The sequence below is a fragment of the Streptomyces spinoverrucosus genome, assembly GCF_006539505.1.
Lineage (GTDB): Bacteria > Actinomycetota > Actinomycetes > Streptomycetales > Streptomycetaceae > Streptomyces > Streptomyces spinoverrucosus.
Genome location: NZ_BJND01000012.1, coordinates 63,738 through 86,177 on the forward strand (window position 1 = coordinate 63,738; position 22,440 = coordinate 86,177).

The following is a 22,440-nucleotide window of genomic DNA, read 5'->3' on the forward strand; positions in this document are numbered from 1 at the left end:
CAACGTGCAGCCGATCTCCCCTGGGGGGTGCGGGGCGTCGGCGGGGTCTCGTATCAGCCACTGAAACGCGCGGACGGCGCCCCGTCCGGGTCTGCGAGAATTGGATGCGTGATCTCCCGAATCGATCTGCGCGGCGACGCCCTCCCGGAGGGTCCCGCCCTGCGCGACCTGCTGCCCCGAGCCGACTTCGATGTTCAGGCCGCCCTGGAGAAGGTGCGCCCGATCTGCGAGGCCGTGCATCATCGGGGCGACGCGGCGCTGATCGACTTCGCCGAGAAGTTCGACGGCGTCAAGCTCGACCAGGTGCGGGTGCCGGCCGCGGCACTCGAAAAGGCCCTCGAAGAACTCGACCCGGCCGTGCGCGCCGCCCTGGAGGAGTCCATCCGGCGCGCCCGGCTCGTCCACCGCGAGCAGCGCCGTACGACGCACACCACCGAGGTCGTGCCCGGCGGCTCGGTCACCGAGAAGTGGGTGCCGGTCGAGCGGGTCGGCCTGTACGCGCCGGGTGGCCGCTCGGTCTACCCGTCGTCCGTGGTCATGAACGTCGTGCCCGCGCAGGAGGCCGGCGTCGAGTCGATCGCGCTCGCCTCGCCCGCGCAGGCCGAGTTCGACGGGCTGCCGCACCCGACGATCCTCGCCGCGTGCGCCCTGCTCGGCGTCGACGAGGTGTACGCCGCCGGTGGTGCGACCGCCGTGGCGATGTTCGCGTACGGCACCGAGTCCTGCCCGCCCGCCCCCATGGTCACCGGCCCCGGCAACATCTGGGTCGCCGCCGCCAAGCGCTACTTCACCGGCAAGATCGGCATCGACGCCGAGGCGGGCCCGACCGAGATCGCGATCCTCGCCGACGCCACCGCCGACCCGGTGCACGTCGCCTCCGACCTGATCAGCCAGGCCGAGCACGACCCGCTGGCGGCGGCTGTGCTGGTCACCGACTCCGCCGAGCTGGCGGACGCGGTGGAGAAGGAGCTTCAGCCGCAGGTCGCCGCCACCAAGCACATCGACGACCGGATCGTCCCGGCCCTCAAGGGCAAGCAGTCCGCGATCGTCCTGGTCGACGGCATCGACGAGGGCCTGCGAGTGGTCGACGCGTACGGCGCCGAGCACCTGGAGATCCAGACGGCCGACGCCGCCGCGGTGGCCGACCGGGTCCGCAACGCCGGCGCGATCTTCATCGGCCCCTGGGCGCCGGTCTCGCTGGGCGACTACGCGGCCGGGTCCAACCACGTCCTGCCCACCGGCGGCTGCGCCTGCCACTCCTCGGGCCTGTCCGTGCAGTCCTTCCTGCGTGGCATCCACATCGTCGACTACACGAGGGACGCGCTGGCCGAGGTCGCGCATCACGTGGTGACGCTGGCGGAGGCGGAGGACCTGCCCGCGCACGGCGCGGCGATCAAGGCGAGGTTCGGTTGGAAGGTACCGGAGAGCAAGTGACAGGCATCGACGATCTCCCCGTACGGGACGAGCTGCGCGGCAAGTCCCCCTATGGCGCGCCCCAGTTGGACGTCCCCGTACGGCTGAACACCAACGAGAACCCGTATCCGCTGCCCGAGCCGCTGGTCGAACGGATCGCCGAGCGGGTGCGCGAGGCGGCCCGCAACCTCAACCGCTACCCGGACCGCGACGCGGTCGAGCTGCGCACGAGGCTCGCCGAGTACCTGACCAAGACCTCCGGCCACGAGGTGGGCCGCGCAAACGTCTGGGCGGCCAACGGCTCCAACGAGGTCATCCAGCAGCTGCTGCAGACGTTCGGCGGACCGGGCCGTACGGCCATCGGCTTCGAGCCGTCGTACTCGATGCACGGCCTCATCGCGCGCGGGACGGGCACCGGCTGGATCTCCGGCCCCCGCAACGACGACTTCACGATCGACGTCGCCGCTGCCGAGAAGGCGATCGCCGAGAACCGGCCCGACGTCGTCTTCATCACCACCCCCAACAACCCAACCGGCAACGCGGTCTCCCGCGAGACGGTGGTGGCGCTGTACGAGGCGGCGCAGGCCGCGAAGCCGTCGATGGTGGTCGTGGACGAGGCGTACGTCGAGTTCAGCCACGGCGACTCACTGCTGCCGCTGCTGGCGGGCCGTCCGCATCTGGTGATCTCCCGGACCATGTCCAAGGCCTTCGGCGCGGCCGGCCTGCGCCTCGGGTATCTCGCCGCGGACCCGGCCGTCGTGGACGCCGTGCAGCTCGTACGGCTGCCGTACCACCTGTCGGCCGTCACCCAGGCGACCGCCCTGGCCGCCCTGGAGCACACCGACACACTGCTCGGGTATGTCGAGCAGCTGAAGGCCGAACGGGACCGGCTGGTCGCCGAGCTGCGCGCGATCGGCTACGAGGTGACTGAGTCCGACGCGAACTTCGTGCAGTTCGGGCGCTTCCCGGACGCCCACGAGGCCTGGCGCAAGATCCTCGACCGGGGCGTGCTGGTCCGGGACAACGGCGTACCGGGGTGGCTGCGGGTCACCGCCGGGACGCCGGAGGAGAACGACGCGTTCCTGGACGCGGTCCGTGAACTGAAGAAGGAGCAGAACGCATGAACCGCGTAGGACGCGTGGAGCGAGTCACCAAGGAGACCTCGGTCCTCGTCGAGATCGATCTCGACGGGTCCGGCAAGGTCGATGTGTCGACAGGCGTCGGCTTCTACGACCACATGCTCGACCAGCTCGGCCGGCACGGCCTGTTCGACCTCACCGTGAAGACCGAGGGCGACCTGCACATCGACTCGCACCACACCATCGAGGACACCGCCCTCGCGCTGGGCGCCGCCTTCAAGCAGGCGCTCGGCGACAAGGTGGGGATTTATCGATTCGGCAACTGCACGGTCCCCCTGGACGAGTCCCTCGCCCAGGTGACGGTCGACCTGTCCGGCCGCCCCTACCTCGTGCACACCGAGCCCGAGAACATGGCGCCGATGATCGGCGAGTACGACACGACGATGACCCGGCACATCCTGGAGTCGTTCGTCGCCCAGGCGCAGATCGCGCTGCACGTGCACGTGCCGTACGGGCGCAACGCGCACCACATCGTGGAGTGCCAGTTCAAGGCCCTCGCCCGCGCCCTGCGGTACGCCTCCGAGCGCGACCCGCGCGCGGCGGGCATCCTCCCCTCGACGAAGGGCGCGCTGTGAACGGCACCTCGACGCTGCTGATCGTCGTCGGTCTCTTCCTCGTCGGCGGCATCATCTCCTTCGTCAAGCAGAAGATGCCGAAGGGCCTGATCGTGCTGCTCTCCATCGGCGCCGCGATGTGTCTGGTCGCGGGCGTCCTGCGGCTGGAGGTGTGGAATTGAGCACCCCTAAGAGCGTCGTGGTCTTCGACTACGGCTTCGGCAATGTGAGGTCGGCCGAACGCGCCCTCGCGCGCGTGGGTGCCGACGTCGAGATAACACGCGACTTCGACAAGGCCATGAACGCGGACGGCCTGCTGGTGCCGGGCGTCGGCGCCTTCGCCGCCTGCATGAACGGCCTGCGCGAGGCCCGCGGCGACTGGATCGTCGACCGCCGCCTCTCCGGTGGCCGCCCCGTGATGGGCATCTGCGTCGGCATGCAGATCCTCTTCGCCCGCGGCATCGAGCACGGCGTCGAGACCGAGGGCCTCGACGAGTGGCCCGGCGAGGTCGGGCCGCTCCAGGCCGACATCGTGCCCCACATGGGCTGGAACACCGTCGAGGCGCCGGCCGACTCCGAGCTGTTCGCCGGCCTGGACGCGGACGCGCGCTTCTACTTCGTGCACTCCTACGCCGTCCACGACTGGACGCTGGAGACGCACAACCCCGCCTTCCGGGCCCCCAAGGTCACCTGGTCCACGCACGGCAAGCCCTTCGTGGCCGCGGTGGAGAACGGCGCCCTGTGGGCCACGCAGTTCCACCCCGAGAAGTCCGGCGACGCCGGCGCGCAGCTGCTCACCAACTGGATCGGAACCCTGTAGAGACATGGCCAAGCTCGAACTCCTCCCCGCCGTCGACGTCCGTGACGGCCAGGCCGTCCGCCTCGTGCACGGCGAGTCCGGCACGGAGACCTCGTACGGCTCCCCCCTGGAGGCCGCCCTCGCCTGGCAGCGGGCGGGCGCCGAGTGGCTGCACCTGGTCGACCTGGACGCCGCCTTCGGCACCGGCGACAACCGCGCGCTGATCGCCGAGGTCACCAAGGCGATGGACATCAAGGTGGAGCTGTCCGGCGGTATTCGTGACGACGCGTCGCTGGCCGCCGCTCTCGCGACCGGCTGCACGCGCGTGAACCTCGGTACGGCCGCCCTGGAGACCCCCGAGTGGGTCGCCAAGGTCATCGCCGAGCACGGCGACAAGATCGCGGTCGGTCTCGACGTACGCGGTACGACCCTGCGCGGCCGCGGCTGGACCCGTGACGGCGGCGACCTCTACGAGACGCTGGAGCGCCTCAACAAGGAGGGCTGCGCGCGCTACGTCGTCACCGACATCGCCAAGGACGGCACGCTGCAGGGCCCCAACCTGGAGCTGCTGAAGAACGTCTGCGCGGCGACCGACCGCCCGGTGGTGGCCTCCGGCGGCGTGTCCTCGCTGGCCGACCTGCGGGCCATCGCCGAGCTCGTGCCCCTCGGTGTCGAGGGCGCGATCGTCGGGAAGGCCCTGTACGCGAAGGCGTTCACCCTGGAAGAGGCCTTGGAGGCCACATCTTGAAAAAGGACACAGTGTCATGACGTCCGATGCCGTGCGGCGGGTGCAGAGCGGAAGTCCCTGGGAAGAGTCCTTCGGTTTCGCACGCGCCGTCGCGGCGGGCGACTGTGTCCTGGTGGGGGGCACGACGTCCTTCAAGGGCAGCGTGCTGTACGGGGAGGGCGACCCGTACGAGCAGGCCAAGGTGGCCTTCACCAGCGCGATCGAGGCGATCGGTGAGTTCGGGCTCGGTGTCGGGTCCGTGATCCGGACCAGGATGTTCCTGACCCACGCGCGGGACGTGGACGCCGTGGGCCGGGCCCACAAGGAGCTGTTCGACGCGGTGCGCCCGGTGTCGACCCTGCTCGTCGTGGAGGGTTTCGTCGACCCGCGCATCCTGGTCGAAGTGGAAGTGGAAGCCTTCAGAGGCTAGAGGCATCTCGTAAGGAGCCGTGGATTCATGACCCTGGCGGTCCGAGTCATCCCCTGCCTGGACGTCGACAACGGCCGGGTCGTCAAGGGTGTCAATTTCCAGAACCTGCGCGACGCGGGCGACCCCGTCGAGATGGCGAAGGTGTACGACGCCGAGGGCGCTGACGAGCTGACGTTCCTGGACATCACCGCGTCCTCGGGCAACCGCGAGACGACGTACGACGTGGTGCGCCGCACCGCCGAGCAGGTGTTCATCCCGCTGACGGTCGGCGGCGGCGTGCGCACCGCCGAGGACGTGGACAAGCTGCTGCGGGCGGGCGCCGACAAGGTGGGCGTCAACACGGCGGCGATCGCCCGCCCCGACCTGATCCGTGAGATCGCCGAACGCTTCGGCCGCCAGGTCCTGGTCCTGTCGGTCGACGCGCGCCGCACCTCGTCGGGCTCCTTCGAGGTGACCACGCACGGCGGCCGTCGCGGCACCGGCATCGACGCCGTCGAGTGGGCGCACCGGGCGGCCGAGCTGGGCGCCGGCGAGATCCTGCTCAACTCGATGGACGCCGACGGCACCAAGGACGGCTACGACCTGGAGATGATCTCCGCCGTCCGCAAGCACGTCACCGTGCCGGTGATCGCCTCCGGCGGCGCGGGCAAGCTGGCCGACTTCCCACCGGCCATCGCGGCGGGCGCGGACGCGGTCCTCGCGGCCTCGGTGTTCCACTTCGGGGATCTGCGGATCGGCGAGGTCAAGGAGACACTGCGGGCGGCGGGTCACCCCGTACGATGATCCGGGCCTGGTGATCCGGGCCGCCGCCTGTGTCTCAGATGCCGAGCTGCTTGTTCTCCTCCAGCCGGGCGATCGCGTCCGCGTCTCCGTCCACGTCCACCTTGGCGGCGCTCTGCCGGCCGTAGAGGAACAGCAGCAGCTCGGACGGCTCACCCGTCACCGTGACCACCGGCGTGCCGCGGTGCGCGACCGCCGTCTGGCCGTCGGGGCGGCGCAGCACCAGCCCCGTGGGGGTGCCGCGGCCCATCAGGCGGGCGGTGCGCTCCAGCCGGGACCACAGGGCGTCCTGGAAGACCGGGTCGAGTTCGCGGGTCGTCCAGTCGGGCTGGGCGCGGCGGACGTCCTCGGTGTGGACGTAGAACTCGATCGTGTTCGACATCTCGTCGATCTGCTTGAGCTGGAAGGGTGAGAAGCGCGGCGGGCCGGTGCGGATGAGCTGGATCAGCTCCTCGTACGGCTTCACCGTGTACTCCTCCATCACCTTCTCCAGGCGTGGCGCGAGCTGCTTGATCAGTATGCCGCCGGCGGCGTCCGGGCGGCGTTCGCGCACCACCACGTGCGCGGCCAGGTCACGGGTCAGCCAGCCCTCGCACAGGGTGGGGGCCTCCGGACCGGCGGTCTCCAAGAGGTCGGCGAGAAGGAGCCGTTCACGCTTGGCAAAGGTCGACATGGAGTCAGCCTACGACCGGGCGTCCGGTCCGCCCAGTGGACGCCCTCCGTCACTGTCAGTGGTGCGCGGCACAATGGCATCCATGACCAGTACGTCGCCGCCCAGCAGCCTCGACCCCGAGATCGCCGCACGCCTGAAGCGCAGCGCCGACGGGCTCCTGCCCGCCATCGCCCAGCAGTACGACACCGGTGAGGTGCTGATGCTGGGCTGGATGGACGACGAGGCCCTGCACCGCACGCTGACCACGGGCCGCTGTACGTACTGGTCGCGCAGCCGTCAGGAGTACTGGGTCAAGGGCGACACCTCGGGACACGTCCAGCACGTGAAGTCCGTGGCCCTGGACTGCGACGCCGACACCGTGCTCGTCAAGGTCGACCAGGTCGGCGCCGCCTGCCACACGGGCGCGCGCACCTGCTTCGATTCCGACGTCCTGCCGCTGGGTCAGTAAGGTCGGCCGCCATGGACCTCGAGACGTTCCGCAAGCTGGCCACCGACCGCCGCGTCATCCCCGTCACCCGCAAGCTCCTGGCCGACGGCGACACCCCGGTCGGGCTGTACCGCAAGCTCGCCGCCGAGCGCCCCGGCACCTTCCTGCTGGAGTCCGCGGAGAACGGCCGCTCCTGGTCCCGCTACTCGTTCGTCGGCGTCCGCAGCGCCGCCACGCTCACCGAGCGGGACGGCCATGTGCACTGGCTGGGCGAGCCGCCCGTGGGCGTGCCCCTCGACGGCGACCCGCTGGCCGCCCTGCGCGCCACCGTCGAGGCCCTGCACACGCCCCACCAGGAGGGCCTGCCGCCCTTCACCGGGGGCATGGTCGGCTACCTCGGGTACGACATCGTCCGCCGCCTGGAGAAGATCGGCCCCGGCGAGCGGGACGACCTCAGGCTGCCCGAGCTGACCATGCTGCTGACCAGCGACCTCGCGGTGATGGACCACTGGGAGGGCTCCGTCCTGCTGATCGCCAACGCGATCAACCACAACGACCTCGACACCGGGGTCGACGAGGCCTACGCCGACGCCGTGGCCCGCCTCGACGCCATGGAGGACGACCTCACGCGCGCGGTGGCGCAGCCGCCGGCGGTGCTGCCGCCCTCCGAGCTGCCGGAGTACAGCGCGCTGTGGGGCGGCCCCGACTTCCAGGAGGCCGTCGAGGACATCAAGGAGCGCATCCGGGCCGGCGAGGCCTTCCAGGTCGTACCGTCGCAGCGGTTCGAGACGCCGTGCACGGCGAGCGCGCTGGACGTCTACCGGGTGCTCCGCGCCACGAACCCGTCGCCGTACATGTACCTGCTCCGCTTCGAGGGCTTCGACGTCGTCGGCTCGTCGCCCGAGGCGCTGGTCAAGGTCGAGGACGGACAGGCCATGGTCCACCCCATCGCCGGTACCCGCCCCCGGGGCGCCACCCCGCAGGAGGACCAGGCCCTGGCCGAGGAGCTGCTCGCCGACCCCAAGGAGCGCGCCGAGCACCTGATGCTGGTCGACCTCGGCCGCAACGACCTCGGCCGGGTCTGCGAGCCCGGCTCGGTGGCGGTCGTCGACTTCATGTCCATCGAGCGGTACTCGCACGTGATGCACATCGTCTCCACGGTGACGGGAAGGGTGGCGCGGGGCCGTACGGCCTTCGACGTCCTGACGGCCTGCTTCCCGGCGGGCACCCTCTCCGGTGCGCCCAAGCCGCGCGCGATGCAGATCATCGACGAACTGGAGCCGTCCCGGCGCGGCCTGTACGGCGGCTGCGTCGGCTATCTCGACTTCGCCGGCGACTCCGACACCGCCATCGCCATCCGCACGGCCCTGCTGCGCGACGGCACGGCGTACGTCCAGGCGGGCGCGGGCATCGTCGCCGACTCCGACCCGATCGCCGAGGACACGGAGTGCCGCAACAAGGCGGCGGCAGTCCTGCGCGCGGTGCACACGGCGAACCGGCTCGGACAATAGGGCGATTCTCACGTGAGCCCCGGGTGACAGTTCACGCGAAGGGCACGCGATAGTGGAGTACGTGACTGCTGTTCCTCACCCCCGAACCGAAGCCGCCGCCTCCGCCCGGGCCGGTCGTCGGAGTCTCGCCCTGGCGCTGCTGTGCGGTGCGCTCGGCGCGGCCGTGGCGTTGCTGGCCACCCGTCAGCAGTGGTCGGAGGGCACCGCGACGGTGGCCGGCGGCGCCTTCCCGCTGACCGCCAAGGGCAGCGACGTCACAGGCGTCCCCGCCGCGCTCGCCATAGTGGGCCTGGCCGCGCTCGTCGCCGTCTTCGCCGTCCGCCGGGCCGGCCGCCTCGTGGTGGCCGGGCTGCTCGCGCTGTGCGGCGCCGGCACCATCGCCGCCGCCCTGTCCGGCGCCTCCGACAGCTCCGCGCTCGACCAGAAGGCCGCGCAGGCCTCCGGCGACACCTCCGCCACCGTGGACGCCCTCACCCACACCGCGTGGCCGTACGCCGCGGCCGTGGGCGGCGCCCTGATCCTGCTCGCCGGACTGCTCGCCCTGCGCTACGGCCGCCTGTGGCCCGCGATGTCCGGCCGCTACGAACGAGGCGGCGCCCCCCGCGCGCGCCGTACCGCCGCCTCCGCCGACCCGGACCGGCCCGAGGACCTCTGGAAGGCCCTGGACCGCGGCGAGGACCCGACGGGCACCGGCCCGGCGTAAGCGCTCCGCTGAAGTGCCGCGACGGGTGGTCGGTCATCTGCGGCGCCGTCGTGGCTGGTCGCGCAGTTCCCCGCGCCCCTTCAGGGCGTTGCCGAGCCGCAGCCGACATTGCCGCCCTCGCCCCGGTGTGGCGAAACAGACGCACCCGGGGTCAGCCCCCCGCGCATGGCACGCGCGCGCGTACGGGACAATGAACGACGAGCGTCCGGCTCACACACGCACACGGCAACGAGGAGCAAGCAATGGCGGACAGCAGCCACGGGCACGGTCACACCCCCGCCGCCTGGACCGGTGTCATCATCGCCTTCATCGGTTTCTGCGTCGCGGGCGCCTTCATGGTGATGGACAACCCGCTCGGCTTCTGGGGCGGCATGGTGATCGTGGTCCTCAGTGGTGTCGTCGGCATGATCATGCGTGCGATGGGCCTGGGCGCCCCCAAGGCGCAGCCGCTCAAGATGACGACCGGCGCGACGCAGCCCGCGCGGACCGTGACCACGCGCGAGCCGGTCCCCGCCGAGAGCTGATCCTTCCCGTACGGCCTTCCGCCGCGACCTCGTCGAGGGGCGGCCCGGCGCGACGCCGGGCCGCCCCTTACGCGCGTCCACACCCGGGCCGGGCACAATGCGGGGCATGACCGCCGACAGCCGCAGCACCCGCGCCAGACGGCTGGCCGCCCCGGTCGGCGTCCTCGCGGCCGTCGCCGCCGCCTTCGCCTACGTGGGCGCCGTGGACCCCAACGAACCCGGCCACTACCCCGTCTGCCCGCTGCTGCGCTTCACCGGCCTGTACTGCCCCGGCTGCGGCGGCCTGCGCAGCGCGCACGCCGTCGTGCACGGCGACCTTGCGACGGCGCTGCACGCCAACGCCCCGGCCGTCGCCGGCTATCTGCTCTTCGCCGTGCTGTGGACCGTCTGGGTGGTCCACACGGCACGCGGCCGCCGGCTCCGCTTCGATCCGCGGCCGGCGTACATATGGACAGCGGGCGCGCTGCTGCTGCTCTTCACCGTTGTCCGGAACCTGCCCTTCGGTGGCTGGCTCCATCCTTGATCAACTGGCGGATGTCCAGGTAGTGGGACCGGCGTCAACCGGATGCGAGGCCTTCGCCTCGCTCCGGATACCATCGCAGTGACCACCGGTTTTGTTCTTCGGTGCCGCTGTGACAGTCAACCGCTGGAAGGGGGCCACTCGCGTGAGTGTGCTCGACGAGATCATCGACGGAGTCCGTGCCGACCTCGCGGAGCGGCAGGCGCGCGTGAGCCTCGACGAGCTCAAGGAGCGCGCGGCGAAGGCCCCCGCCGCCAAGGACGGACTGGCCGCCCTGCGCGGCGACGGCGTGCAGGTCATCTGCGAGGTCAAGCGGTCCAGCCCCTCCAAGGGCGCGCTGGCCGCGATCGCCGACCCGGCCGGACTCGCCGCGGACTACGAGGCGGGCGGCGCGGCCGTCATCTCCGTCCTCACCGAACAGCGCCGCTTCGGCGGCTCCCTCGCCGATCTGGAGGCGGTCCGCGCACGCGTGGACATCCCCGTACTGCGCAAGGACTTCATCGTCACCTCGTACCAGCTGTGGGAGGCCCGGGCGTACGGCGCCGACCTCGCGCTGCTGATCGTCGCGGCCCTGGACCAGCCCGCCCTGGAGTCCCTGATCGAGCGGGCGGTGTCCATCGGGCTCACCCCGCTCGTCGAGGTGCACGACGAGGACGAGGTCGACCGCGCGGTCGACGCGGGCGCCAAGCTCATCGGCGTCAACGCGCGCAACCTCAAGACGCTGGAGGTCGACCGCGGCACCTTCGAGCGGGTCGCGCCGGAGATCCCGGAGGGCATCATCAAGGTCGCCGAGTCCGGCATCCGCGGCCCCCACGACCTCATCGCCTACGCCAACGCGGGCGCCGACGCCGTCCTGGTAGGCGAGTCCCTGGTCACCGGCAAGGACCCCAAGACGGCGGTGTCCGACCTGGTGGCAGCAGGCGCACATCCCGCACTCCGGCACGGCCGGGGCTGATCCCCGATAAGCTGAGCGGCGATGACTGCGACGATCACCATGACGACCCCGGACCGGTACGCCCGCCTCGCGCGTGGCTGCCGCCCCCGAGGTTGCCGCGCGCCTGCGCGAAGGGTGCACGGTCGCAGGGTCAGGTACGTCATCGGAGACGAACCTGGGCAGGTAAACGGCCGCCGATGGCAGCGCCCTGCTTTTAGGGGCGCGGGGAACTGCGCGACCAGCCACAACGGTCCCGCAGCCAACTGACAATCTCCGCCCCCACGGCGATTAGTGTCATCCCACACACTCACCGTGAGGCTCAATCATGCCCAGCAACTTCTTCATCCCCGACCCGGAGGGTCAAGTCCCGAGTGCCGAAGGCTACTTCGGCGCGTTCGGCGGCAAGTTCATCCCGGAGGCCCTCGTCGCAGCCGTCGACGAGGTCGCCGTCGAGTACGACAAGGCCAAGCACGACCCCGAGTTCGCCCGAGAACTCGACGACCTGCTCGTCAACTACACCGGCCGCCCCAGCGCCCTCACCGAGGTGCCCAGGTTCGCCGAACACGCCGGCGGCGCGAAGGTGTTCCTCAAGCGCGAGGACCTCAACCACACCGGCTCCCACAAGATCAACAACGTCCTGGGCCAGGCCCTGCTCACCAAGCGCATGGGCAAGACCCGCGTCATCGCCGAGACCGGCGCCGGCCAGCACGGCGTCGCCACGGCCACCGCGTGCGCCCTCTTCGGCCTCGACTGCACGATCTACATGGGCGAGATCGACACCCAGCGCCAGGCCCTCAACGTGGCTCGCATGCGCATGCTCGGCGCCGAGGTCATCGCCGTGAAGTCCGGCAGCCGCACGCTGAAGGACGCCATCAACGAGGCGTTCCGCGACTGGGTCGCCAACGTCGACCACACCCACTACCTGTTCGGCACCGTCGCGGGCCCGCACCCCTTCCCGGCCATGGTCCGCGACTTCCACCGCGTGATCGGCGTCGAGGCGCGCCGCCAACTCCTGGAGCGCGCGGGCCGCCTGCCCGACGCCGCCATCGCCTGCGTCGGCGGCGGCTCCAACGCCATCGGCCTGTTCCACGCCTTCATCCCGGACACCGACGTCCGCCTCATCGGCTGCGAGCCCGCCGGGCACGGCGTGGAGACCGGCGAGCACGCGGCCACCCTGACCGCGGGCGAGCCCGGCATCCTGCACGGTTCGCGGTCCTACGTCCTCCAGGACGAGGAAGGCCAGATCACCGAGCCGTACTCGATCTCGGCGGGACTCGACTACCCCGGCATCGGCCCCGAGCACTCCTACCTCAAGGACACCGGCCGCGGTGAGTACCGCGCGATCACCGACGACGCCGCGATGCAGGCGCTGCGGCTGCTGTCGCGGACCGAGGGGATCATCCCGGCCATCGAGAGCGCCCACGCGCTGGCCGGTGCCCTGGAGGTCGGCCGGGAGCTGGGCAAGGACGGGCTGATCGTGGTCAACCTGTCCGGCCGCGGTGACAAGGACATGGACACCGCCGCCCGCTACTTCGGCCTGTACGACACCGACGCCGAGGTCGCCGCCGACGCGGACACCGACACCGCCGAGATCGAGGGGGACGCCAAGTGAGCGGGAACATCCAGCTGCTGAGCGACACCCTCGCCGCGACGAAGTCCGAGGGGCGTTCCGCCCTGATCGCCTACCTCCCGGCCGGGTTCCCGACCGTGGACGGCGGCATCGAGGCGATCAAGGCCGTCCTCGACGGCGGCGCCGACATCGTCGAGGTGGGGCTGCCGCACAGCGACCCCGTCCTCGACGGCCCGGTCATCCAGACCGCCGACGACATCGCCCTGCGCGGCGGTGTGAAGATCGCGGACGTCATGCGCACGGTCCGGGAGGCATACGAGGCCACCGGCAAGCCGATCCTCGTCATGACCTACTGGAACCCCATCGACCGCTACGGCGTCGAGCGCTTCACCGCCGAGCTGGCCGAGGCGGGCGGCGCCGGATGCATCCTGCCCGACCTGCCCGTGCAGGAGTCGGCGCTGTGGCGGGAGCACGCCGAGAAGCACGGCCTGGCGACGGTCTTCGTGGTCGCGCCGAGCAGCAAGGACGAGCGGCTCGCGCAGATCACCGCGGCGGGCAGCGGCTTCGTCTACGCCGCCTCGCTGATGGGCGTCACGGGCACCCGCGAGACGGTCGGCGCGCAGGCCCAGGACCTGGTGCGGCGGACCCGGGCCACCGGCACCGACCTGCCGGTCTGCGTCGGGCTCGGCGTCTCCAACGCGACGCAGGCCGCCGAGGTGGCCGGCTTCGCCGACGGGGTGATCGTCGGCTCCGCCTTCGTCAAGCGGATGCTGGACGCACCGGACCGCGCGGCCGGTGTCGAGGCGGTCCGCGCGCTCGCGGGTGAGCTGGCGAAGGGCGTGCGCGGACAGGCGTAAGCCGACGTAGCAAACCCGCACGTCAGACGTAGCAAACCTGCAAGTCATACGGGTCCCTCGTACGGGTGGACCTTGGACCGGGGAGGCGCGGTGCGCCTCCCCGGTTCGTTCTGCGGGGTGTGAGCGAGAACAACCGTGATGGAAAGCGCACCGCCCGGGAACGGCTGGCGGTCGAGCGTGAGAAGCACAAGGCCGCGGAGAAGCGCCGACGGACGCTGATCGTGGGCACGGCGGTCGTGGCCGTCCTGGGCCTGGCCGCGGTGATCGGCGTGATCGCCGCGAACGCCGGCAAGGACGGCGACGACAGCGCGGGCCCGGTCGTGGCGCCCTCGGGGGCGAACGGCGAGGACAACCTCGCCATCCCGGTCGGCAGGAACACCGCCAAGTCGACGCTCACGGTCTGGGAGGACTTCCGCTGCCCGGCCTGCAAGTCCTTCGAGCAGACCTACCGCTCGACGATCCACGAGCTGACGGACGCGGGCCAGCTGAGAGTGGAGTACCGGCTGGCGACGATCATCGACGGCAACATGGGCGGCAGCGGCTCCCGCAACGCGGCCAACGCCGCCGCCTGCGCGCAGGACGTGGGCAGGTTCACCGCGTACCACGACGTGCTGTACGACAACCAGCCGCCGGAGACCGACGACGCCTTCGCGGACAACGCCAAGCTCATCGAGCTGGCCGGGAAGGTCGACGGCCTGAACACGCCCGCGTTCCGCAAGTGCGTCGAGGACGGCACGCACAACAGCTGGGTCGACAAGTCCGCCGAGGCCTTCAACAAGGGCGGCTTCACCGGCACGCCGACCGTGCTGCTCAACGGTACGAACATCTACCAGGACCAGACGATGACGCCCGCGAAGCTGAAGCAGCAGGTACAGGAGGCCGCGCGGGGGTGAGGAGCGGGCCCGTCCCGTTATGGAGCCGTAGCCGGGCTGCCTGCCACCGGGTCGGCCCGGCAGGGTAGCGTCGACCTTGCCATGGAACTTGCCTACATCCCCAGCCCGTCGCGCGGAGTGCTGTACCTCGGCCCCATCCCGCTGCGCGGTTACGCGTTCTGCATCATCCTCGGTGTCTTCGTGGCCGTGTGGTACGGCAACAAGCGCTGGATCGCCCGCGGCGGCCGGTCCGGCACGGTGGCCGACATCGCGGTCTGGGCGGTGCCGTTCGGCCTGGTCGGCGGCCGGCTCTACCATGTGATCACGGACTACCAGCTGTACTTCAGCGAGGGCCGTAACTGGGTGGACGCCTTCAAGATCTGGGAGGGCGGCCTCGGCATCTGGGGCGCGATCGCGCTCGGTGCGGTCGGTGCGTGGATCGGCTGCCGCCGCCGAGGTATCCCGCTGCCCGCGTACGCCGACGCCATCGCGCCCGGAATCGCCCTCGCGCAGGCGATCGGGCGCTGGGGCAACTGGTTCAACCAGGAGCTGTACGGGCGGGAGACCGACCTGCCGTGGGCGCTGCACATCACGTCCACGGCGGACGGGCGGGTACCGGGGTACTACCACCCGACGTTCCTGTACGAGTCCCTGTGGTGCATCGGCGTCGCGGTGCTGGTGATCTGGGCCGACCGGCGGTTCAACCTCGGCCACGGCCGGGCGTTCGCGCTGTACGTCGCCTCGTACTGTGCGGGCCGGTTCTGGATCGAGTACATGCGGGTCGACGACGCCCACCACATCCTGGGCCTGCGGCTGAACAACTGGACCGCGCTGCTCGTCCTGCTGCTGGCAGTGGTCTACATCGTGCTGTCCGCCAGGACGCGGCCGGGCCGGGAGGCCGTGGTGGAGCCGGGTGTCTCCGACGGTGAGGCCGGGGCCGAGGCCGACGGCGCTGACGAGGCCGATGAAGAGGTTGAGGGCGCGAAGTCCGACGTGGCCGAGGACGAGGCAGGGACGGCGACGAACCTGAAGAAGACCTGACGGTCGGTTGTACGTGGGCGAGGGCGCTCGGAATTCCTCCGGGCGCCCTCCTCGCGTGTCCAGGAAGGTCAGTCGCGCCGGGCCAAGGCCAGAGTTCGGGTTGCTTCGGTGACCACCGCCGCGTCGATGAACGTGCCGTCCGGGAGGGCCTGCGCCGAGCTGTTGGTGGCCGCCGCCTTCAGGATGGTCTCGGCCTTCTCGATCTCCTCCCGGGTGGGGAGGTAGGCCCGTTCGATGATCGGGAGTTGGCGGGGGTGGATGGCGGCCCGGCCCAGGAAGCCCAGGGCCCGGCCGTGGGCGCAGGTCGCCGCCAGGCCGTCCAGGTCGCGGACGTCCGGGTGGACCGACTGGGGCGGCGGGGCGAGGGCCGCCGCCCGGGCCGCGATGACGATGCGGGAGCGGGGCCAGTCGAGGCCGCTGTCGGAGCGTACGCCGAGGTCGGCTCTTAGATCCGCCTCGCCCAGGGAGATGCCGTGCAGGGCGGGGTGGGCGGAGGCGATGGCGTAGGCGTTCTCGATGGCGAGGGCGGATTCCAGCAGCGCGAACAGTGGTGGCCGACTGCCGTCGGTGCTTGTTCTTTCCGCCGTGTTCGTGATGTCGCGGGGGCACGTCACCTTCGGCAGGCGCAGCCCCGATACGCCGGGGAGGCCCGCCAGCGTCTTCAGGTCCCTGTCGGCCCACGGGGTGGCCAGGGCGTTCACGCGGACGTGGACGGGGGTGGGGTGGTGCGGCTCGGACAGGAGTTCCGCCGTGGCGGCTCGGGCGTAGTCCTTGCGGTCGGGTGCGACCGCGTCCTCCAGGTCGATCACGACGACGTCGGCGCCCGCGGTGAGGGCCTTGCGCACCACATCGGGCCGGTCGCCGGGGGCGTACAGCCAGGTCAGAGGGGTCACAGGGCGCCCTCCGCGCGGAGGGCGGCGAGTTCGGCGGGGGTCAGGCCCAGTTCGGTGAGCACCTCGTCGGTGTCCGCGCCGTGCGGGCGGCCCGCCCAGCGGATGGAGCCGGGGGTGGCGGAGAGGCGGAAGAGGATGTTCTGCATGCGCAGGGGGCCCAGGTCGGGGTCGTCGACCGTGGTGATGGTGTCCAGGGCCGCGTACTGGGGGTCGGCCATCACACCCCGTACGTCCTGGATCGGGGCCACCGCCGCCTCCGCCTTCTCGAAGGCCGCCAGGACCTCGTCGCGGGTGCGTTCGGCGATCCAGCCGCCGACCGCCTCGTCGAGGACGTCCGCGTGGCGGGCGCGGTCGACGCCGGTGGCGAACCAGGGTTCGTCGATCAGGTCGGGGCGGCCGACCAGGCGCATCACGCGTTCGGCGACGGACTGCGCCGAGGTCGAGACCGCGACCCAGCTGCCGTCGGCGGTGCGGTAGGTGTTGCGCGGGGCGTTGTTCTGGGAGCGGTTGCCGGTGCGGGGCTGGACGTGGCCGAGTTGGTCGTACCAGAGGGGGTGCGGGCCGAGGACCGTGAGGATCGGTTCGATGATCGCCATGTCGACGACCTGGCCCTCGCCGGTGCTCCCGCGGGCGGCGAGGGCGGTCATCACGGCGTACGCCGTGGCCAGGCCGGCGATGGAGTCGGCGAGGCCGAAGGGCGGGAGCGTCGGGGGCGCGTCGGGTTCGCCGGTGATCGCGGCGAAGCCGCTCATCGCCTCGGCGAGGGTGCCGAAGCCGGGGCGGCGGGCGTAGGGGCCGAACTGGCCGAAGGCGGTGACGCGGGTGAGGACCAGGCGGGGGTTGACGGCGGAGAGTTCCGGCCAGCCGAGGTCCCACTTCTCCAGGGTGCCGGGGCGGAAGTTCTCGATGACCACGTCCGCGCCGGCGGCCAGGCGGCGGAGGGTGGCCTGGCCGCCGGGCTTGGAGAGGTCGAGGGTGATCGTGCGCTTGTTGCGGCCGAGGTGCTTCCACCACAGACCGACGCCGTCCTTGGCGGGGCCGTGGCCTCGGGAGGGGTCCGGTCTCTTGGGGTGCTCGATCTTGATGACCTCCGCGCCGAAGTCGCCGAGGAGGGTGGCGGCGAGGGGACCGGCGAAGAGGGTGGCCATGTCGAGGACGCGGAGGCCGGTGAGGGGTGGGGTGTGCGTGGTCGTCACGGGCGGGTCGCCTCCTGGTGCGTGAGGTGGGCCAGCGTGTCGAAGCCGATGCCGTCGAAGTCCGCGATGGAGGTGGCGAGGCGGTTCTTGAGGGGCGTCGTCCAGCGGTCGGGCAGAGCGGTGGGGGTTCCCGCGAGGAGGGCGGCGATGCTGCCGGCCGTCGCACCGTTCGAGTCGGTGTCCCAGCCGCCGGAGACCGCGCGGCAGATGGCGCCCGTGAAGTCGCCGTCGGCGTGGGTGAGGGCGGCGGCGATCAGGGCGGTGTTGGGGATGGCGTGGACCCAGTGGTAGGCGGCGTGGGTGGCGTGGAGTTCGTCCACGACCGTGTCGAAGTCCTCGTGGGACTCGGCCAGTTGGACGGCGTGGCGGACGGCCTCGGCAAGGCGGGAGTGCGGGGGCACGACGGTGAGGCCGGTGCGCAGGCTGGTGTGAATGTCGGTGGTGCCGGTGGCCGCGGCGGCGATGGTGGCGGCGATGAACATCGCGGCGTAGACGCCGTTCGCGGTGTGGGTGAGGGTGGCGTCCCGGTGGGCCTGTTCGGCCGCCGCGCCGGGGTCGCCGGGGTTGGTCCAGCCGTGCAGGTCGGCGCGGATGAGGGCGCCGATCCATTCGCGGAAGGGGTTGCGGTGGCGGGCGGTGTGCGGGGGCTCGATGCCGGTGAGGAGGTTGCGGTAGGCGACGCGTTCGGCCGTGAAGGCGCGGCCTGCGGGGAGTTCGTCGAGCCAGAGGGTGGCCACGTCCGTGGTGGTGAACTGTCTGGTGTGGCGTTGGAGCAGGAGGAGGTTGAGGAGGGGGTAGTTGAGGTCGTCGTCCTCGGGCATGCCGTCGATGTTCTCGGCGAGGGAGCTGCCGGCCGAGCGGCGGTTCCAGGGGTAGGTGTCGAGGAGGGTCTGGGGGACTCCTCGTGCCGTGAAGTAGGCGCTCAGGGGCCAGTTGCCGGTGGCGCGGGCGAGTTGGCGGATGCCGGTGAGGGGGAGTTTCTCGACCGGCTTGCCCAGCAGGCAGCCGACGGCTCGTCCCAGCCACGCGGCGTGCAGACGTGACTCCAGGTCGGCCGGAAGGTTGGGGGCGCGGTCGGGCGACGGCCAGTTCGGGCACTGAGCCTTGATCCTCCCCAGGCCCGTCGGCTCCCTGTCCGCCAGTCGGCTCGGCAGGTCCGCCAGTTCGTCGAGCAGGTCTTCCGCCAGCTGACGCAGATACCGGGTGGCCGGTTGCGGAGAGGCACCCGCGCGGACCGGGGCCTCGGGGCCGCCCGCCGCCTGCCAGCGTTTCTCGACGGCTGTCGGCCGACGGCCGTCCTGGTGTGCCTGGCGGAGTTCGTGGCCGATCAGGTCCTCGGGCTGGACCCAGGTCAGGCGGAGCATGCGGTGCCTCCCAACGCGGTGAACAACTGCTCGTGGGTACGGCGCCGGCGTACGTCCCGTTTGAAGATCTCGGCTGTGACTTCGCTGAGAGTTCGCGCCGGTTCCCACAGGTCGAGACGGCTGGCCTCCGCCACCGTCTTCGACCACTCCTCAGGCACCGGTGAGCCCAGCGCCCCCGCCAGCGCACCCGCCATCGTGGCGATCGAGTCGCAGTCGCGGCCGTAGTTCACCGAACCCAGAACCGCCTGCCGGTAGTCGCCGTCCGCGACCAGCAACATGCCCAGCGCGACGGGGAGTTCCTCGATCGAGTGCAGCCGGGACGGGCGGCGGGCGCCGAGGGAAGGAGCCCGGTAGTCGGGGCCCACCGTGTCGTACGGCGCCACCGCCTCGCGCAGTGGAGCCAGGGCCGACTCGAAGTCCCGGTGTCCGGAGGCCACTTCGCACACCGCCTCGATCGCCGCCCGCGTGCCGTCCTTCGCCAGCTCCAGGCTGGCCGTCACCACCGACTCCGGTGTCGCCCCGGGAGTGCACGCCGCCGCCACCGCCGCCGCGAAGACGCCCGCCGCCTCCCGGCCGTACGACGACTGGTGCGCGCCCGCGATGTCCAGCGCCTCGGCGTAGGCGCCCGCCGGGTTGGCCGCGTTGACCAGGCCGACCGGGGCCATGTACATCGCGGCACCGCAGTTGACGATGTTGCCGACGCCGGCCTCCCGGGGATCGACATGGCCGTAGTGGAGCCGGGCCACCAGCCACTTCTCCGCCAGGAAGATCCGGTGCAGGGGGAGGGCCTCGGCCTCCAGCTCCGGGATCCAGCGCGGGGTCGTCATCAGGTCCGGGACCAGGTGGTCGGCGACGGCGTAGGCGTCGAGGTGGTCGCGGACCTGGGCGTAGACCCGTACCAGCGCGTGGGTCAGCAATGTGTCGTCGGTGACGTGGCCGTCGCCCTTGTGGTACGGCGCGATGGGGCGGGCGGTGCGCCAGGCGGCGCCGTTCCAGGGGCCGACGATGCCGTGGACGCGGCCGCCGTGGCGTTCGGCGATCTGGTCGGGGGAGTAGCCCTCGACGGGGCCGCCGAGGGCGTCGCCGACGGCCGCGCCGACGAGGGCGCCGGTGATCCGGTCGTTGAGGGAGATCCGCTCGCTGAGAGAGTCTGCTCGGCTTTCTTCTCCTTTGGGGGTCATGAGCCGAATCATCCCCCTGGCGGGGCCGGTTGTGCGGCTTCCAGGAGTTCGGCGAGTTCCACGAGGTCGGTGCCGGTGAGGCGGGGAAGTACGCAGCCGGAGAGGTACCGGCAGCTGTCGCGCCAGGACGCCGGGATCGACGCGCCGCCGCCGAGCGTGCCGGTGAGGGCGCCCGCGAGCGCCGGCGCCGAGTCCGCGACGCGGGACAGGCACGCCGCCGCGGGTACCGCCTCCGCGATCCGGCCGTGCGAGGCGACGGTGAGGGCGAGGGCGACCGGGACCGTCTCGGCGGCGGCGATGCCGTAGCTGTAGACGTGGTCCACGATCTGGTGTTCCAGGAGGGGGATCAGCGCGAAGGCGCTGACGGCGTCCGCCGCGAGGCGCAGGGCGTGGCGGGTGTTGCGGCCGATCTCCGTCTCCTCGGGCAGCTCGGCGAGCGCGGCCGTCACGCAGGCGTGCGGGTTCGCGCCGGCCAGGGCGAGGGAGACGGCGGCGGCCATCGCGCGGGCGCCGTGCACGCCGTCGCCGTCCTGGGTGTAGCGGGCGTCGAACTCGGCGAGCGACGCGGCGAGCGCGGGGTCGCCGGGGTGGGCGACGGCCAGTGCGCAGGCCCGTACGCAGGCCGCGTCGTCGAAGTAGTGCGGGTTGTCGTGGCCGGTGGCGGGCGGGCGCAGGCCGGCGGCGAGGTTGCCGAGGCCGGCCCGGACGGAGATACGGGCGCGCAGCGGCAGTACGGCGGACTCGATCTCGGGGGCGCGTTCGGCGGCGGCCGCGACTTCGCTGGCGACGGCGGTCCAGGTGAGGTCGATGGCGGCGCGTACCCGGCGTTCCCGGCTGAGGTCGCCGAGGGCGGTGTCGTCGCCGGCCCGCAGTACCGCCTCCGCCGCGAACACCGCCCACTCGGCGTCGTCGGAGGGGCCGAGGCGGAGGGGTTCGGGGGGCTGGTTGAGGGCGATGGGGACGGGGAGGGTGGTTGTGGCGTTGTGTTCGGCGAAGGTGTCGAGTTCGCGGGTGAGGCGGCGGGTCCACTCGGGCATGCGGGCGGCCCGGTGGCGGGCGGCAGGCCACCCGGCGGCGTCGCCCACGGCGAGGCCCAGCAGAAGGCCCTCGACCCGGCGGGTCACGGCCGTACCTCGTCCTGGTCGGGGGCGAGGACGAAGACGGTGGGATCGGGGGGCGGCCAGGCGTTGTGCCGCAGTGGGTCTGTCTCTCGTACGAGATCGGTCGCCGGTTCGAGATCGGTCCCCGGTACGAGAGCTACGCCTTCCTCCACCTCCGGCGTCAGCAGGTCCGCCACGTCCAGTACGTGGTGACCGGCCATCGACGGCAGGCAGCTTCCCCGGGCCGGGCCGATCGGCGCCGCCCACTCCTCCGGGATCGCGGACTCACCCTGCGTCGCGCCCGCCAGGGCGCCGGCGACGGCGGCGGTCGTGTCGGCGTCGCGGCCCATGTTGACGGCCGTGAGCACCGCCTCCTTGAAGTCGCCGTCGGCCGCCGCGTACGCGCCGAAGGCCAGGGCGACCGCCTCGGGCGCGAGGTCGGTCCACGGGTAGCCGCCGATGACCACGGCGGAGCGGACGGCGCGTTCGCCGCGGTGGGCGACGGCGACGGCGCGGCGCAAAGAGCGGGCGGTCCAGGAGTCGTCCGGTACGACGGCGAGGGCGGAGGCGACCACGGTGATGGGTGGGGCGCCCGCCATCGCCGCCGCGACCCCGGCCGCGACCGCCTGGCCGCCGTAGATGCCCTCGCCGTCGTGGCTGACCGAACCGTCGATCGCGACCAGGCGGGCCGCCTCGGCGGGGCGGCCAGCGGCGAACACCCCGAAGGGCGCGGCGCGCATCGCGAGGCCGTCGCTCCAGGCGTGGCGGTGCTGGGCGGAGATGGGAGCGGCGAGGCCGCGGCGGAGGTTCTCCAGGGTGCCGCGCTCGCTGAAGCCCGCGCCCCGGAACTGGCCCTCGGCGCGGTCCGCGATCCAGGCGTGCCAGGCGGCCTCCGCGTGCGCGGGTGTGAGCGCGGAGCCGTGCCGGGCGAGCAGCAGGCCCGAGAAGATCGCGTACTCGGTGTCGTCCGTGCCCGACGGGCGGTCGGTGACGTAACCGGTGATACGGCCCCAGCGGGCGCGGATCTCGGAGGGCTTCAGGTTCTCGGCGGGGGCGCCGAGGGCGTCGCCGACGGCGAGGCCGAGCAGGGCGCCGCGGGCCCGGGCGCGGAGTTCGGCGGCGTCCCCGGGGGCCGGGACCGAGGGAACGCGGGCGATCGATGGCATCGCGGCCTCTCCTCTCAGGGCACGGAACCCTTTGCGGAACTGTCCCCCGGTGCGGTGTGCCGCGCA

General features: G+C 72.0%; 26 protein-coding genes. 19 read left to right on the top strand and 7 right to left on the bottom strand.

Going from position 1 to position 22,440, the window contains the following annotated elements:
• Nucleotides 1-108: 108 nt before the first annotated feature.
• From hisD to hisF, 8 genes are read left to right on the top strand one after another with little or no spacing between them, the layout of a single operon-like run.
• The gene (gene hisD, locus SSP24_RS08560) at nt 109-1,434 is read left to right on the top strand and encodes a histidinol dehydrogenase (RefSeq protein ID WP_141308521.1); all 1,326 of its coding nucleotides are present in this window, start codon (nt 109-111) and stop codon (nt 1,432-1,434) included.
• Nucleotides 1,431-2,537 carry a histidinol-phosphate transaminase gene (locus tag SSP24_RS08565; RefSeq protein ID WP_141308523.1) on the top strand — a complete coding sequence of 369 codons (1,107 nt, stop codon included), beginning with the start codon at nt 1,431-1,433 and terminating at the stop codon, nt 2,535-2,537. Before hisD ends, SSP24_RS08565 begins: the two co-directional genes overlap by 4 nt.
• Entirely contained in the window at nt 2,534-3,127 is a 594-nt protein-coding gene (hisB, locus tag SSP24_RS08570) for an imidazoleglycerol-phosphate dehydratase HisB (RefSeq protein WP_015661105.1), read from the top strand. Before SSP24_RS08565 ends, hisB begins: the two co-directional genes overlap by 4 nt.
• Complete coding sequence (locus SSP24_RS42785) at nt 3,124-3,288, top strand: CG2302 family histidine operon protein (RefSeq protein ID WP_167529542.1); 165 nt, start codon at nt 3,124-3,126, stop codon at nt 3,286-3,288. The genes hisB and SSP24_RS42785 overlap by 4 nt, the downstream gene beginning before the upstream one ends.
• On the top strand, nt 3,279-3,926 hold the full coding sequence (hisH, locus tag SSP24_RS08575) for an imidazole glycerol phosphate synthase subunit HisH (RefSeq protein ID WP_141308525.1): 648 nt from the start codon (nt 3,279-3,281) through the stop codon (nt 3,924-3,926). The genes SSP24_RS42785 and hisH overlap by 10 nt, the downstream gene beginning before the upstream one ends.
• Before the next feature lie 4 nt (nt 3,927-3,930).
• A complete protein-coding gene (gene priA / locus SSP24_RS08580; RefSeq protein WP_141308527.1) occupies nt 3,931-4,653 on the top strand; it encodes a bifunctional 1-(5-phosphoribosyl)-5-((5-phosphoribosylamino)methylideneamino)imidazole-4-carboxamide isomerase/phosphoribosylanthranilate isomerase PriA in 723 nt (240 codons plus the stop codon).
• A 16-nt stretch (nt 4,654-4,669) separates the two neighbouring features.
• On the top strand, nt 4,670-5,062 hold the full coding sequence (locus SSP24_RS08585) for a RidA family protein (RefSeq protein WP_141308529.1): 393 nt from the start codon (nt 4,670-4,672) through the stop codon (nt 5,060-5,062).
• 27 nt (nt 5,063-5,089) lie between these two features.
• Nucleotides 5,090-5,845 (top strand): imidazole glycerol phosphate synthase subunit HisF, encoded by a 756-nt coding sequence (gene hisF / locus SSP24_RS08590; protein ID WP_141308531.1) that lies wholly within the window; start codon nt 5,090-5,092, stop codon nt 5,843-5,845.
• 34 nt (nt 5,846-5,879) lie between these two features.
• Here hisF and SSP24_RS08595 read toward each other — a convergent pair whose 3' ends face one another.
• Nucleotides 5,880-6,515, bottom strand: coding sequence for a TIGR03085 family metal-binding protein (locus SSP24_RS08595; RefSeq protein ID WP_141308533.1), 636 nt, complete (start codon nt 6,513-6,515; stop codon nt 5,880-5,882).
• Between the two features lie 73 nt (nt 6,516-6,588).
• On the opposite strand from SSP24_RS08595, the gene hisI reads away from it, so the two are divergent.
• The 11 genes from hisI (at nt 6,589) to lgt (ending at nt 15,474) form a co-directional block, all read left to right on the top strand.
• On the top strand, nt 6,589-6,963 hold the full coding sequence (hisI, locus tag SSP24_RS08600; RefSeq protein ID WP_141308535.1) for a phosphoribosyl-AMP cyclohydrolase: 375 nt from the start codon (nt 6,589-6,591) through the stop codon (nt 6,961-6,963).
• Between the two features lie 11 nt (nt 6,964-6,974).
• Nucleotides 6,975-8,453 carry an anthranilate synthase component I gene (locus tag SSP24_RS08605; RefSeq protein ID WP_141308536.1) on the top strand — a complete coding sequence of 493 codons (1,479 nt, stop codon included), beginning with the start codon at nt 6,975-6,977 and terminating at the stop codon, nt 8,451-8,453.
• Nucleotides 8,454-8,505: 52 nt separating this feature from the next.
• Nucleotides 8,506-9,156, top strand: coding sequence for a TIGR02234 family membrane protein (locus SSP24_RS08610; protein WP_141308538.1), 651 nt, complete (start codon nt 8,506-8,508; stop codon nt 9,154-9,156).
• A gap of 242 nt (nt 9,157-9,398) precedes the next feature.
• The gene (locus SSP24_RS08615) at nt 9,399-9,680 is read left to right on the top strand and encodes an HGxxPAAW family protein (protein ID WP_141308540.1); all 282 of its coding nucleotides are present in this window, start codon (nt 9,399-9,401) and stop codon (nt 9,678-9,680) included.
• 97 nt (nt 9,681-9,777) lie between these two features.
• Nucleotides 9,778-10,203, top strand: a complete 426-nt coding sequence (locus tag SSP24_RS08620) for a DUF2752 domain-containing protein (RefSeq protein WP_141308542.1) — start codon at nt 9,778-9,780, stop codon at nt 10,201-10,203.
• A gap of 142 nt (nt 10,204-10,345) precedes the next feature.
• Complete coding sequence (gene trpC, locus SSP24_RS08625; protein ID WP_141308544.1) at nt 10,346-11,155, top strand: indole-3-glycerol phosphate synthase TrpC; 810 nt, start codon at nt 10,346-10,348, stop codon at nt 11,153-11,155.
• Nucleotides 11,156-11,194: 39 nt separating this feature from the next.
• Nucleotides 11,195-11,401, top strand: a complete 207-nt coding sequence (gene trpM, locus SSP24_RS45290; RefSeq protein WP_141308948.1) for a tryptophan biosynthesis modulator TrpM — start codon at nt 11,195-11,197, stop codon at nt 11,399-11,401.
• Between the two features lie 58 nt (nt 11,402-11,459).
• A complete protein-coding gene (gene trpB / locus SSP24_RS08635) occupies nt 11,460-12,746 on the top strand; it encodes a tryptophan synthase subunit beta (protein ID WP_141308546.1) in 1,287 nt (428 codons plus the stop codon).
• The gene (gene trpA, locus SSP24_RS08640; RefSeq protein ID WP_141308548.1) at nt 12,743-13,561 is read left to right on the top strand and encodes a tryptophan synthase subunit alpha; all 819 of its coding nucleotides are present in this window, start codon (nt 12,743-12,745) and stop codon (nt 13,559-13,561) included. Before trpB ends, trpA begins: the two co-directional genes overlap by 4 nt.
• Before the next feature lie 119 nt (nt 13,562-13,680).
• Nucleotides 13,681-14,454 (top strand): DsbA family protein, encoded by a 774-nt coding sequence (locus SSP24_RS08645; protein ID WP_167529543.1) that lies wholly within the window; start codon nt 13,681-13,683, stop codon nt 14,452-14,454.
• Nucleotides 14,455-14,535: 81 nt separating this feature from the next.
• A complete protein-coding gene (gene lgt / locus SSP24_RS08650) occupies nt 14,536-15,474 on the top strand; it encodes a prolipoprotein diacylglyceryl transferase (protein WP_141308552.1) in 939 nt (312 codons plus the stop codon).
• A 68-nt stretch (nt 15,475-15,542) separates the two neighbouring features.
• On the opposite strand, the gene SSP24_RS08655 is transcribed toward lgt, so the two are convergent.
• The 6 genes from SSP24_RS08655 to SSP24_RS08680 are packed head-to-tail and all read right to left on the bottom strand — an operon-like array spanning nt 15,543 to nt 22,374.
• Nucleotides 15,543-16,367, bottom strand: a complete 825-nt coding sequence (locus tag SSP24_RS08655) for an HpcH/HpaI aldolase/citrate lyase family protein (RefSeq protein ID WP_141308554.1) — start codon at nt 16,365-16,367, stop codon at nt 15,543-15,545.
• Nucleotides 16,364-17,515, bottom strand: a complete 1,152-nt coding sequence (locus tag SSP24_RS08660) for a CaiB/BaiF CoA transferase family protein (RefSeq protein ID WP_141308950.1) — start codon at nt 17,513-17,515, stop codon at nt 16,364-16,366. The genes SSP24_RS08655 and SSP24_RS08660 overlap by 4 nt, the downstream gene beginning before the upstream one ends.
• A gap of 44 nt (nt 17,516-17,559) precedes the next feature.
• Nucleotides 17,560-18,927, bottom strand: a complete 1,368-nt coding sequence (locus SSP24_RS08665; protein ID WP_141308556.1) for an ADP-ribosylglycohydrolase family protein — start codon at nt 18,925-18,927, stop codon at nt 17,560-17,562.
• Complete coding sequence (locus SSP24_RS08670) at nt 18,915-20,108, bottom strand: ADP-ribosylglycohydrolase family protein (RefSeq protein WP_141308558.1); 1,194 nt, start codon at nt 20,106-20,108, stop codon at nt 18,915-18,917. Before SSP24_RS08670 ends, SSP24_RS08665 begins: the two co-directional genes overlap by 13 nt.
• Nucleotides 20,109-20,116: 8 nt before the next feature.
• Nucleotides 20,117-21,232, bottom strand: coding sequence for an ADP-ribosylglycohydrolase family protein (locus SSP24_RS08675; protein WP_141308560.1), 1,116 nt, complete (start codon nt 21,230-21,232; stop codon nt 20,117-20,119).
• Nucleotides 21,229-22,374: an ADP-ribosylglycohydrolase family protein gene (locus SSP24_RS08680; protein WP_229864855.1), complete on the bottom strand. Its 1,146-nt coding sequence runs from the start codon at nt 22,372-22,374 to the stop codon at nt 21,229-21,231. The genes SSP24_RS08675 and SSP24_RS08680 overlap by 4 nt, the downstream gene beginning before the upstream one ends.
• Nucleotides 22,375-22,440: the final 66 nt, after the last annotated feature.